The following is a 12,833-nucleotide window of genomic DNA, read 5'->3' as shown; positions in this document are numbered from 1 at the left end:
AATAATGAACACCAAAACGAACTATATCATTGCCTTAATCTTTCTTATCATTGCAGGATTGTCTTCTTACTTAGGTTTTCAAATTGAGCGCGATTTTGGGCGTATTGATGTACGAACAATCACGATTCCCACAGAAGAAAAACAACCAATGGTGGCAAAACTTTATCGTCCACTTTCTGCCACAGCTCAAGCACCAAAACCCGCCTTGTTAGCGCTACACGGTTATCAAAGTGATAAAGAAGCAACAAATACTTTTGGTGCATTAGAGCTGGCGAAAAGAGGGTTTGTTGTCCTTGCAATCGATCATTTTGGACACGGTTATTCCACCAAATTACCTGCGTCCAATAAAACCATTAGTGGTGCCAATAATGGCTATCAATATTTAAAAACGTTACCTTTTGTTAATAAAGATCAGCTTGGGATTTTCGGTCATTCCACAGGGGCATTAAATGCTATTCGTGTGGCAAAATTAAATCCTGACCATAAAGCGGTAAATGGCTTAAGTAGTCATGGTGGTGATCCTGAATTGCATAATTATCTACTCACACAGGGATTATATGAAGAAATAGGAGGTTACCGTGAAAAAACTTTTCCTGTCAAAGAGTTAGTAAAAAATTCAGCTCGCTTAAATGCTTTTTCTTTGCCTCACAATGCCCAATTAAAATGGGATCATACCTACGGTTCTTTTGAGAATGGAAGTGCAAGGCGTGCCGCTTTAGTGAATGGCACACATCTTGGCGTGATGATTGCAGAACAAAGTAATAAAGAAGCGATTTTATGGTTTAACCAAGCACTACAAAATGGCGTGAAAGATAAGGATTGGATTGATCCTGACCAGCAAACTTATTGGTACAAAGAATTTTCTGGCTTAATTGCATTATTTAGTACAGTTCTCTCAGCATTATTTTTAATTAATGGATTATTAAAACGACCGTATTTTTCTGCAATTACTCGGCAAATTTCTGAGAAAACCGCACTCTCTTGTAAGAAATGGTGGTATTTTGCTGGAATTAATATTGTACTTACAATGTTGCTCTACCCTATTTTTACCCAATGGGGCGGTGCCAATGAACCGATTGCAGCAAAATTCAGCTTTATGCCACTTGAAATGGGAAATGGTATTATTAGCTGGCTTTTTGTAAGTGCGGTCATAAATTTACTCTTTTTTGTATTATGGAAAAAAGCCAATCAAACGATTTCATTACAGGAATTGGGACTTCTTAATCAAGCGAGTATTAGTTTGATTTCATTAGTGTTACGCACGTTATTATTAAGTATGATTGCAGTAGGTTATCTTTATGTTTTAACTTGTTTTTTACACACTTGGTTGGGTGTAGAATTGCGTTTCCTATGGCCACTGTTAAAGCCACTCACCATTGAACGAGCAGAATTGTTTTTGATTTATTGGTTACCTATTTTATTCTTTTTCTTCGTTTTCAATGGGTTGATCATCGGCGTGCAAATGAAACAACCATTACAGAAAACATTTTCTGCGACATTAATGATGTGGTCGATAAAAACGCTTATCTTTGCTGTCAGTGGCTTAGTTATTTTATGGCTATTCCACTTCATTCCTGATTTTATGCAAATCGGACCGGGATTTGATCTCATTGGGTTACCACAATTTGGTGGGCGCTGGATGATGATGCTTGCTGTGATTATCCCACAATTTATTGTATTCATTGTGATCAATCATTGGTGTTATCTCAAAACAGGATATATTTATCTAGGCGTGTTTTTTACTTCAATGCTAATGACCTGGATTTTAGTTGGCGGACAAGTTATTGGACGGTTTTTGGCTTAGTAAAATTTAATCAGTAGGCAAGGGGCTGTTGCCCCTTTTTAGATCTTATTCTCATTATAACTTTGTAAAACAATATGCCAGTTTTTCTCATTAAAGAAAATGTTTCGTTTATTTACCTCTTTATTAAAAGAGCGGTGTAATCTGGCGAGATTTTTCGCTTTCCAACTATTCCCCGATTTTTCTGTGCATTTGTCGAAATCTAATAGCCAATATTTTTGTTCTGGCGTAGCGAAATGTTGTACTAGAATATTATGGGCGTTGAGGTCGGTGTGGCAAATTTGTCGGTCGTGTAATTGGCGGATTAATTGCCCGATTTGTTGCCAACTTTCAGCTGGCAAACTATGGCGTTGTAACAGCACAGTGAGATCTTGTGCATTTTCGATTTTTTCACTGAGCAAATCCGCTTGATAGCAAATGCCTGTTTTGCCTTTGATAATTCTTGCGCCAATCGGTTTTGGCACGGGTAACCCCTCTTGATGTAATTTATTTAACAGATGAAATTCAGCGAAACTACGCGTGTGCTTAAGATTGCTGAACCAATAGCGATCTTTATTTAGTCTGCCTAATAAACCACCGCGATAATAATGACGCAAAGCCCCATTCACACCAAACAGATCGGCGCTTTTTACGAACCAAGTGATCCCCCGTCCTTTAGCTGATCCAAGAATACGCTGTTGTTGCTGCCAAAATTGCGGTTCAAAATAGAGGCTTGGCTCCGCAGGTTGCGTTTCCAGATTAAAAATAAAATATTGGTTTTGCTGTTGCAGTTCAAGCATATTGGGTCTATTTCTTATAGAATAGATGAATGAAAACATTCTACTGAAAATAAAAAAGAATGCTATATTAAATAGAAAAACGAAGGTAAATCTATGGCACTTTTTTCCACGCCTCCAAAATCCATTTGTATTTTACGCCTTTCCGCCATTGGTGATGTATGCAATGCCTTGTCAGCAGTGCAACAAATTCAACGTTATTGGGAAAATACCCAAATTACTTGGATTGTTGGCAAAACAGAAAGTCAGTTATTGCAAAATGTGAAAGGTATCCGCTTTATTCCTTATGACAAAAAAACTGGCTGGAAAGGCATTTGGGCGTTATGGAAAACATTGCGTAATGAACATTTTGATGTGCTATTGAATATGCAAACCGCATTGCGTGCTTCAATGATCTCCTTAGGTATTAAAGCCACTTATAAAGTTGGATTTAGTCAAAATCGTGCGCGAGAAGGGCAATGGCTATTTACCAATCGTAAAATCAATGAGCCGAATAATCCGCACGTTCTAGCAGGATTTTGGGCCTTTGTGGATTATTTGGGCTTGCCTGTGGATAATCCGAAATGGGATTTAGGGATTGGGGAAAAAGAACGCTCTGCGGTTCGACAATTTATTGATCCAACAAGAAAAAATCTGCTCATTTCGCCTTGTTCAAGTAAATTGGAAAAAGATTGGTTGGCCGAACGCTATGCTGAAATTGCCAATATTGCGCACAGTCAAAATATCAATGTGATTTTATGTGGATCAACAGCATTTAGAGAGCAAGCAATGATTGAAAAAATCATCGCATTGTGTAATTTTCAACCAGTAAATGCGAGCGGAAAAACCTCATTAGTGGAATTGGCCGCACTGATTGGAATGGTTGATTTGCTGATCGCACCTGATAGTGGCCCCGCTCATATTGCGACTGCACAGGGTACGCCAGTTATTGGCTTGTATGCTTATCATAATCCCTTGCGAACAGGGCCTTATCATAATTTATCAGAAGTGGTTTCCGTGTATGAACAAAATGCTCAGCAAGAATTCGGCAAACCTTCCCATCAGTTACCTTGGGCAACCAAACTGAAAGGTAAGCAGTTAATGACACAAATTTCTGTGGCAGAGGTGTTAGAGAAAATGCGACAGATTGGTTTTGTGAAATAAAACTGTTAAAAAATAGCCAAGCATTCGCTATAATACGCCAATTTTTGCGTTCGCGAATGGCAAAAATAAAGTGCGGTGGAAAATCTCTGAATTTTTCACCGCACTTATCCTTTTGTTTTATCTTGCGAACCTGTCTTTTTATTTTTAGGAAAAACGATGTTTAATAAAATTTTTGAATGGTTTGAAAGCCGTCTAAATGCCTATCCAGAGCAATCGCCAAAAACGCCTGAAAAAGGCTTAATTCGCTTTATTTGGTCGAATATGGAAGGAATGCGTGGCTGGATTTTGTTGCTTGCGTTGCTTACTGTTGGAACGGGTGTGATGGAAGCAGTGTTGTTCCAGTTTATGGGGATTGTAGTGGATTGGCTTGGGAAATACACGCCAGCAGCCTTGTGGCAAGAAAAAGGCCATTGGCTTTTAGCAATGGCTGGCTTGTTGATCTTTAGTGTGTTCTGGTCGTTCAGCGCATCAGCGGTTCGCTTACAAACCTTGCAAGGGGTATTTCCAATGCGTTTACGTTGGAATTTCCACCGTTTAATGCTTGGACAAAGCCTGAGTTTCTATCAAGATGAATTTGCAGGGCGTGTTTCAGCTAAAGTGATGCAAACAGCCCTAGCGGTACGCGATACCGTACTGACCATTGCCGATATTATGGTTTATGTTGTTGTGTATTTCATCACCTCAGGTATTGTGCTGGCTGCATTAGATGCGTGGTTCTTATTGCCTTTTGCCTTATGGGTTGTTGCGTTTATTACTATTTTACGCATTATTATTCCCAAATTAGCTAAAACCGCTGAGCGCCAAGCGGATGCCCGCTCATTAATGACAGGACGGATTACCGATTCTTATGCCAATATCGCCACAGTAAAACTGTTCTCACATGGGGCTAGAGAAGCCAGTTATGCCAAACGTTCTATGGAAGAATTTATGGTAACGGTACACGCACAAATGCGTTTAGCTACCTCCTTAGATACCATCACTTACGCCACCAATATTACCTTAACCCTCAGCACGGCGATCCTTGGCATTGTGCTGTGGAAGCAAGGCAGTGTTGGAGTTGGTGCGATTGCCACCGCCATTGCAATGGCATTGCGTGTGAATTTTATTTCTCGTTGGATTATGTGGGAATCCGCACGTTTATTTGAAAATATTGGTACTGTCAATGATGGTATGAATACGCTCACTAAACCGCATACTATTGTCGATAAACCGCAAGCATTACCATTAAAAGTGAGCAAAGGCGAAATTCATTTCAATGATGTGAGTTTTTCCTACGATCCGCAAAAACCATTACTCAGCCATTTTAATCTCACCATTAAACCCGGGGAAAAAGTGGGATTGATTGGGCGTTCTGGGGCAGGAAAATCCACCATTGTGAACTTACTGTTACGTTTTTATGAAGCAAATCACGGTGAAATCACGATTGACGGGCAAAATGTATGCGAGGTAACCCAAGAAAGTTTACGCAGCCAAATTGGTTTAGTGACCCAAGACACTTCTTTATTACACCGTTCTGTGCGAGAAAATATTCTTTATGGTCGCCCAACAGCGAGTGATGAAGAAATGTTTTCAGCGGCACAACGTGCTGAAGCCTCTGAATTTATCCCATTTTTGAGTGATGCAGAAGGTCGAACAGGCTATGATGCACACGTCGGTGAGCGTGGCGTGAAGCTCTCTGGGGGACAACGCCAGCGGATTGCCATTGCTCGTGTGATGTTAAAAGATGCACCTATTCTGTTGTTAGATGAAGCCACCAGCGCGCTGGATTCGGAAGTGGAAGTGGCGATTCAAGAAAGCCTAGACAAAATGATGGAAGGCAAAACCGTGATTGCAATCGCCCACCGCCTTTCTACCATTGCCGCAATGGATCGTCTTATCGTATTAGATAAAGGACAAATTGTGGAACAAGGCACGCACAATGAATTACTCGCCCAAAATGGGCTTTATGCCAAATTGTGGCATCATCAAAGCGGTGGCTTTTTGAGTGAAGAATAATGCTAGCCTATGATGATAAAAAGCAAGATTGTTGAGTAATCTTGCTTTTTTTATGCTTAAAGCAATTTAACCCTGTTCAAAGAAAATTAATACCCATTTTCCTGTGTATTTATTCCTTTCACAATTGCCACCCCCGCGCTTACTCCTAAACGGGTTGCTCCCGCATTAAGCATTGCAATAGCCGTGGCGGTATCACGAATGCCACCAGAGGCTTTTACACCGATTTCATCACCGACAATGCGCTTCATCAAAGTAACGTCCTCAACAGTTGCCCCGCCTGTGCTAAAACCAGTAGAGGTTTTTACAAAAGCCACCTTGAGTGTTTTGCAGATTTCACAAACTTTGATGATTTCTTCTTTGGTTAAGAGACAGGTTTCTAAAATCACTTTTAAGGTTTTTCCTTGGCAAGCAGAAAGTACCGTTGCGATATCTTGTTCCACGTCTTGCCACTGTTGAGATTTTACCCACCCTACATTAATGACCATATCAATTTCATCTGCGCCCTGAGCAATTGCTTGTTCCGCTTCAAACGCTTTCACTTGGCTTAAACTTGCCCCTAAAGGAAAGCCAACAACGGTACAAATTCTCACCGCACTTTGTGCAAGCGCCTGTTTTGCGAGAGGAATATACGCCGAGTTAATACACACGGAGCAAAATTGATGTGCTATTGCTTGTTGGCATAAATTAAGAATGTCTTGTGGCGTTTTATCCGCAGCAAGGGCTGTGTGGTCAATGTATTTTGCAATATCTTGTGGTTGCATCATATATCCTTAATCTTGGCTGAATTTGTGCTATATCATAACCTAAAAGAGGGGGTGAGCGCGAAATTTCTTTAGCCCTTATTAGCAAAATCCTTTAGAATAAACGCCAATAGTAAAATCAAATGAGGATTGAAAAATGATTATTGTAACTGGCGGCGCAGGCTTTATTGGCAGTAATATCGTAAAAGCGTTAAATGAGATCGGGCGCACGGATATTTTGGTGGTGGACGATTTAAAAGATGGCACAAAATTTGTCAATTTAGTGGATTTAGATATTGCCGATTATTGTGATAAAGATGATTTCATCGCATCCATTATGGCGGGTGATGATTTAGGTGATATTGATGTCATTTTCCACCAAGGTGCTTGTTCAGCCACAACCGAATGGGACGGCAAATTCGTAATGGAAAATAATTATGAATATTCCAAAGAATTATTGCATTATTGTTTAGAACGTCAAATTCCGTTTTACTACGCGTCAAGTGCGGCAACTTATGGGGACAGCAAAACCTTTGTCGAAGCGCGTGAATTTGAAAAACCGCTAAATGTATATGGTTATTCTAAATTCTTATTTGATGAATATGTGCGTAAAATCTTGCCAGAGGCAACTTCACCTGTGTGCGGTTTTAAATATTTCAATGTCTATGGACCAAGAGAACAGCACAAAGGGAGTATGGCAAGCGTGGCATTCCACCTTAATAACCAAATTTTGAAAGGGGAAAATCCAAAATTATTTGCAGGCAGCGAACATTTCTTGCGTGATTTTGTTTATGTTGGCGATGTAGCTGCGGTGAATATTTGGTGCTGGCAACACGGCATTTCGGGGATTTACAACTGCGGAACAGGCAATGCGGAAAGTTTTGAGGCAGTGGCACAAGCTGTATTAAAATTCCACGGCAAAGGGCAAATTGAGACCATTCCATTCCCAGAACATTTGAAGAGCCGCTACCAAGAATACACCCAAGCCGATCTCAGTAAACTGCGTGCCACAGGATATGACAAACCGTTCAAACCTGTTGCGGAAGGTGTCAGCGAATATATGGCGTGGTTGAATAAATAACATCACTACGCAATTAAATGAGATGAGGGGCGAACCTGTGTGTTCGCCCGAAATAAATAGGATTTGTCGTAAAAAATTATCAAAATTGCCACCGCACTTTTATTTTTAGCACAAATAGAAGTGCGGTGGAAAAACGTGATTTTGAGTGGGCGGACACATAGGTCCGCCCCTACGATATGAAATTATTGTGCGATTACACCAATAATTTTGACTATTTTTGTAGATAAACATAGCAAATTGTAGGGGCGAACCTATGTTTTCGCCCGAAATAAATAGGATAGTCGTAAAAAATTATCAAAATTTCCACCGCACTTTTATTTTTAGCCAAATAGAAGTGTGGTGAGAAAGTGCGATTTTTTTGAGTGGGCAGGTTTATAGTTCCCCTTGGCAATTGATATAATTCACAAATTGATGAGAACCACGAAATGAACATCTTAATAATTGGCCCCTCCTGGGTTGGCGATATGATGATGTCGCACAGTTTATATCAATGTTTAAAACAGCAATATGCTCACTGTCAAATTGATGTACTTGCGCCCAATTGGTGTCGACCTCTGTTAGAAAGAATGCCAGAGGTGCGTCAGGCTCTTCCAATGCCCATTGGACACGGCACTTTTGGCTTGAAAGCACGCTATGAAATTGGAAAAGGTTTAAGAAATCAATATGATATGGCAATTGTGTTGCCAAATTCGCTCAAATCTGCGTTTATTCCAGTGTTTGCTAAAATTGCGTGTCGCCGTGGTTGGAAAGGGGAAAGCCGTTATTTCTTTTTGAATGATTTACGTGCAAATAAAAAAGATTACCCTATGATGGTGCAACGCTATGTGGCATTGGCCTATGAAAAAAATGCTGTGCCGACCGCTTCGCAAATGCGCTTTCCTTATCCTTATTTACAGGTCAGCAGCCAGCAAATTGAGCAAACCAAAGGTCATTTTCACGCGCAACTTGCACAGGCGCAACATCGCCCTGCTATTGGTTTTTGTCCGGGGGCAGAGTTTGGTCCAGCCAAGCGTTGGCCGCATTATCATTATGCTGAGCTTGCACAAATGCTCATTGAAAAAGGTTACAGCATTCGCCTCTTTGGGTCAGCGAAAGATGAGCAAGTGGGGGAGGAAATTCGTACCAGTTTGCCTGAAAATTTACAGCCTTATTGCTTAAATTTGGCAGGGCAAACAAGCCTTAATCAAGTGGTAGATTTGATTGCAGATTGTCAAGGCGTGGTAACCAATGATAGTGGTTTAATGCACGTTGCGGCGGCGGTGCAACGTCCACTTGTGGCACTTTATGGCCCAACAAGCCCACAATATACGCCACCATTATCTCACCAAGCGGTGATCATTCGTTTACAAAAAGGCGGATTAGAAAAAATTCGTAAAGCTAAAGATAGTGCCGAAGGCTATCACCAAAGCCTTATCGACATTACCCCAGCAATGGTAATGGAAAAATTAACCGAAATTTTACCGCACTTTGAACAGGCATAAATAAGGCATAACAATGCGAATTTGCTTAGTGAAAACCTCCTCAATGGGGGATGTAATCCACACATTGCCCGCATTGACGGATGCACAAAAAGCTTTGCCTAATTTGCAAGTGGATTGGGTGGTGGAAGAAAATTTCGCGGAAATTCCCACTTGGCATTCTGCGGTGAAGCGCGTGATCCCGATAGCGATTCGCCGTTGGCGTAAACAGCTTTTACAACGCAACACGTGGCAAGAATGGCAAGCCTATCGTCAATTACTCCAACAAAATCAATATGATGCAGTGATTGATGCACAAGGTTTAGTAAAAAGTGCGTGGTTTGCTGTGCGCCTAGCGCAAGGGATAAAGCACGGTTACGATAAACAGTCCGCACGCGAACCTTTGGCGGCATTGTTTTATGATAAACACTATGCCATTGATTATCAGCAACACGCGGTAGAACGCATTCGTCAGTTATTTGCACAGGTCTTGGGTTATACATTGCCAAGCCAGCAAGGGGATTATGGCATTGCACAGCATTTTGCCGTGCAACAAGGCGTACCACCTTATGTGTTATTGATTCACGCCACCACGCGCGCGGATAAACATTGGTGTAATCAAGAATGGAAAAAATTAGCACAAAATCTCACCGCACTTGGTTTTGCAGTGCATTTGCCTTGGGGCAATGAAAAAGAAAAACACACCGCCGAATGGATCGCGCAAGGCATTGAAAATGCCGTTGTTCTGCCTAAAATGTCCCTCACCACACTCGCCCAACAGATTGCCAATGCCAAAGCGGTGGTTTCTGTGGATACGGGATTAGCTCATCTCTGCGCCGCCTTAGATAAACCTAACCTCACCCTTTATGGCGCGACCAATCCAGAGTTAATCGGCACTTATGGCAAAAATCAATATCACTTACAAGCGCCAACAATGGCACAGATTTCTGCTGAAAAGGTAATGGAATACTTACGTCCCGTACTTTAGTGGGATGTTAATGCCGCTTGCAATCTTCCTTGATTTTTGCTTAATAATTGTACTGCAGAGGGATAATCCACATCTGCCAGTAACATCAATATTGCTACTTTGGCGTTATTATGGGCTACGTTGAGGGTTCGTTCTGCCTGTTCAGCTGTGCAATCCGTTGCTTGCATTACGATACGCACAGCTCGTGCCACTAATTTTTGATTGCTCGCTTGCACGTCCACCATTAAATTTTGATAGCATTTCCCCATTAGCACCATACTGGCGGTGGTGAGCATATTCAACACCAATTTTTGTGCTGTGCCAGATTTCAAGCGGCTTGAGCCAGTGAGTACTTCCGGGCCGACGACTGTAATGATGGCAATCTCTGCGATTTGTGCCATTGGCGAATTCGCATTGCTGGCAATGGCAACGGTTGTTGCCCCTAAGGCGTTGGCATAATCCAAGCCACCTAGCACATAAGGTGTGCGTCCACTGGCGGCAATTCCGACAAGAATATCCTTTTTGTTAAAATCAATTTCTCGCAAATTTTCCACCGCACTTTGTGGATTATCTTCCGCGCCTTCAATAGGATAGCGTAAAGCCCGTTCGCCCCCAGCAATAATGCCTTTTACCATTTCGTGAGAAACACCAAAGGTAGGTGGACATTCTGAGGCATCAAGCACGCCTAAGCGCCCACTTGTGCCTGCGCCAAGATACACTAACCGCCCCTCTTGCTGAAAGGCTTGCACAATTTTTTCCACCGCCCTAGCAATTTGTGGCAAGCATTTTTCGATAGCCAGCGGCACGTTTTTGTCTTCTGCATTCATTAACTGCACAATTTCTAACGCAGAGAGCTCGTCTAAATTCATTGAATTTGGATTGCGTTGTTCCGTTGTAAGCTGGGAAAGCTGATTGAGTAACCTGTTGTCTTTCATTTTTTTATCTCTTGGGTTTCGGGCGAACATATCGGTTCGCCACTTGGGTAAAGTGCGGTGAGAAAATCGCTATTTTCCGCCGCGATAATTGTCTCTGTTTATCGACAAAAAGCCTAAAATAACCTATTTAAATCATATCTCGTAGGGGCGGACCTGTGTGTCCGCCCGTTTAAACATCTTTTTTTCATCGCACTTTATTTTGTCAAAAACAAAAGTGCGGTAGAAATTTTGACGGTTTTCCTGCGATTAATTTTTGGGTTTCGGGCGAACACATCGGTTCACCACTACTGGGGAAAGTGCGGTGAGAAAATCGCTATTTTTCGCCGCGATAATTGTCTCTGTTTATCGACAAAAAGCCTAAAATAACTTATTTAGATCATATCTCGTAGGGGCGGACCTGTGTGTCCGCCCGTTTAAACATCTTTTTTTCATCGTGCTTTATTTTGTCAAAAACAAAAGTGCGGTAGAAATTTTGACGGTTTTTCCGCGATTAATTTCTTAGTTTCGGGCGAATACATCGGTTCGCCACTTGGGTAAAGTGCGGTGAGAAAATCACTATTTTTCGCCGCGATAATTGTCTCTGTTTATCGACAAAAAGCCTAAAATAACCTATTTAAATCATATCTCGTAGGGGCGGACCTGTGTGTCCGCCCGTTTAAACATCTTTTTTTCATCGCACTTTATTTTGTCAAAAATAAAAGTACGGTAGAAATTTTGACGGTTTTCCCGCGATCAATTCCTTGGCTTCGGGCGAACACATCGGTTCGCCCCTACGGGGTTCTTAGGTTTTCCTGATTTAATCATCTTTGGGATAAATCACGCCTAAACTCACTGCCTTTGTTGCCCCTGTTACACTCGGTTGGTTAGAGGGTAAATTATGTATTCGGCGATAGGCTAACCACGCAAAGGCTGCGGCTTCTAAATAATCTGCGTCTAAGCCGTAGTCTGTTGTGGTGGCAATTTGCCATTCAGGAAGTAAACGACTGAGATGCGCCATAATAACAGGATTTTTCGCGCCACCGCCACAAACGAGTAATAAGCAGGGAAGATCATTGTGTTGGCTTAAATGCCGTAGCTCTTGTGCAGTGCATTGTGCGGTAAATTCTGCCAGCGTCGCTTGCACATCTCGAGGAGAAAGAGCGGTGTGTTTTTGCAGAATTTTTTCTAGCCAAGTGAGATTAAATTGCTCTCTCCCCGTGCTTTTGGGGGCGGGTAAGGAGAAGTACGGATCAGCCAATAACGCTTGTAATAGAGCAGGGTAACTTTGTCCTGAAGCTGCCCATTCGCCATTTTTATCATAGCTTTTTCCTTGATGTTTCGCGATCCAACTATCTAGCAACGCATTGCCCACGCCCGTGTCGTAACCTAGCACGGGCTGGTTTGGAATAAGCACAGAAATATTGCTAATTCCACCAATATTCAACACCACGGTATTTCGCGTAGGATCAGCAAACACATTATGGTGAAAAGCAGGCACAAGCGGTGCGCCCTGTCCGCCATAAGCCATATCTTTACGGCGAAAATCCGCCACAGTGGTAATGCCTGTGCGAGCAACAATAATATTGGCATCACCCAATTGCCAAGTAAAGGGCGATTGCCCTTGCGGTGCGTGCCAAATGGTTTGCCCGTGGCAACCCACCGCCTGAATTTGTTCTGCACGGAGAGAATATTTTGCCAAAAACTGGTTGATGCTTTCTGCATAAAGTACGCCAAGTTGATGATCGAGTTCACCAATATGGTGTAGGGTGCTTTGTCCAGAATGTAAAAGTGCGGTGAGATTTTCTCGTAAATTTGGTGGCATTGGCACAAAATCGGTGGCAATCACCTGAGCTGATTGAGCAGAAAAATCCATCAGTGCGAGATCAACGCCGTCAAGACTGGTGCCAGACATTACGCCAAGGTAATAATGAGGGAGCATAAACTTTTCCATTGAAAATT

10 protein-coding genes are annotated in these 12,833 nt (G+C 42.0%); 6 read left to right on the top strand and 4 right to left on the bottom strand.

Features of this window, described 5'->3' with window-relative positions; genetic code table 11:
* Nucleotides 1-4: 4 nt before the first annotated feature.
* On the top strand, nucleotides 5-1,804 hold the full coding sequence (locus tag L4F93_RS03825) for an alpha/beta hydrolase (RefSeq protein ID WP_250351198.1): 1,800 nt from the start codon (nucleotides 5-7) through the stop codon (nucleotides 1,802-1,804).
* A 38-nt stretch (nucleotides 1,805-1,842) separates the two neighbouring features.
* Here the strand turns inward: L4F93_RS03825 and L4F93_RS03820 are convergent, their stop codons facing one another.
* On the bottom strand, nucleotides 1,843-2,580 hold the full coding sequence (locus L4F93_RS03820) for a 3-deoxy-D-manno-octulosonic acid kinase (RefSeq protein ID WP_250351197.1): 738 nt from the start codon (nucleotides 2,578-2,580) through the stop codon (nucleotides 1,843-1,845).
* 93 nt (nucleotides 2,581-2,673) lie between these two features.
* On the opposite strand from L4F93_RS03820, the gene L4F93_RS03815 reads away from it, so the two are divergent.
* Both L4F93_RS03815 and L4F93_RS03810 read left to right on the top strand, forming a co-directional pair.
* A complete protein-coding gene (locus L4F93_RS03815) occupies nucleotides 2,674-3,720 on the top strand; it encodes a glycosyltransferase family 9 protein (RefSeq protein WP_250351196.1) in 1,047 nt (348 codons plus the stop codon).
* A 156-nt stretch (nucleotides 3,721-3,876) separates the two neighbouring features.
* Entirely contained in the window at nucleotides 3,877-5,715 is a 1,839-nt protein-coding gene (locus tag L4F93_RS03810; RefSeq protein WP_250351195.1) for an ABC transporter ATP-binding protein, read from the top strand.
* A gap of 86 nt (nucleotides 5,716-5,801) precedes the next feature.
* Here L4F93_RS03810 and deoC read toward each other — a convergent pair whose 3' ends face one another.
* Entirely contained in the window at nucleotides 5,802-6,476 is a 675-nt protein-coding gene (gene deoC / locus L4F93_RS03805; protein ID WP_250351619.1) for a deoxyribose-phosphate aldolase, read from the bottom strand.
* A gap of 136 nt (nucleotides 6,477-6,612) precedes the next feature.
* Between deoC and rfaD the strand changes: the two genes are divergently transcribed.
* The 3 genes from rfaD (at nucleotide 6,613) to rfaC (ending at nucleotide 9,981) form a co-directional block, all read left to right on the top strand.
* Nucleotides 6,613-7,536, top strand: a complete 924-nt coding sequence (rfaD, locus tag L4F93_RS03800; protein WP_250351194.1) for an ADP-glyceromanno-heptose 6-epimerase — start codon at nucleotides 6,613-6,615, stop codon at nucleotides 7,534-7,536.
* A gap of 425 nt (nucleotides 7,537-7,961) precedes the next feature.
* On the top strand, nucleotides 7,962-9,017 hold the full coding sequence (waaF, locus tag L4F93_RS03795; protein ID WP_250351193.1) for a lipopolysaccharide heptosyltransferase II: 1,056 nt from the start codon (nucleotides 7,962-7,964) through the stop codon (nucleotides 9,015-9,017).
* Nucleotides 9,018-9,030: 13 nt separating this feature from the next.
* Nucleotides 9,031-9,981: a lipopolysaccharide heptosyltransferase RfaC gene (rfaC, locus tag L4F93_RS03790; protein ID WP_250351192.1), complete on the top strand. Its 951-nt coding sequence runs from the start codon at nucleotides 9,031-9,033 to the stop codon at nucleotides 9,979-9,981.
* On the opposite strand, the gene murQ is transcribed toward rfaC, so the two are convergent.
* Together murQ and L4F93_RS03780 are read right to left on the bottom strand one after the other, a co-directional pair.
* Nucleotides 9,978-10,895 (bottom strand): N-acetylmuramic acid 6-phosphate etherase, encoded by a 918-nt coding sequence (gene murQ, locus L4F93_RS03785; protein ID WP_250351618.1) that lies wholly within the window; start codon nucleotides 10,893-10,895, stop codon nucleotides 9,978-9,980. The genes rfaC and murQ overlap by 4 nt on opposite strands.
* 796 nt (nucleotides 10,896-11,691) lie before the next feature.
* Entirely contained in the window at nucleotides 11,692-12,813 is a 1,122-nt protein-coding gene (locus L4F93_RS03780; RefSeq protein WP_250351191.1) for an anhydro-N-acetylmuramic acid kinase, read from the bottom strand.
* Nucleotides 12,814-12,833 lie beyond the last annotated feature (20 nt).

The organism is Avibacterium sp. 20-132 (assembly GCF_023611925.1).
In the GTDB taxonomy this organism is placed as follows: Bacteria; Pseudomonadota; Gammaproteobacteria; order Enterobacterales; family Pasteurellaceae; genus Avibacterium.
The sequence above is the reverse complement of the archived record's forward strand: the minus strand, read 5'-3'. Positions and strand labels throughout refer to the sequence as shown.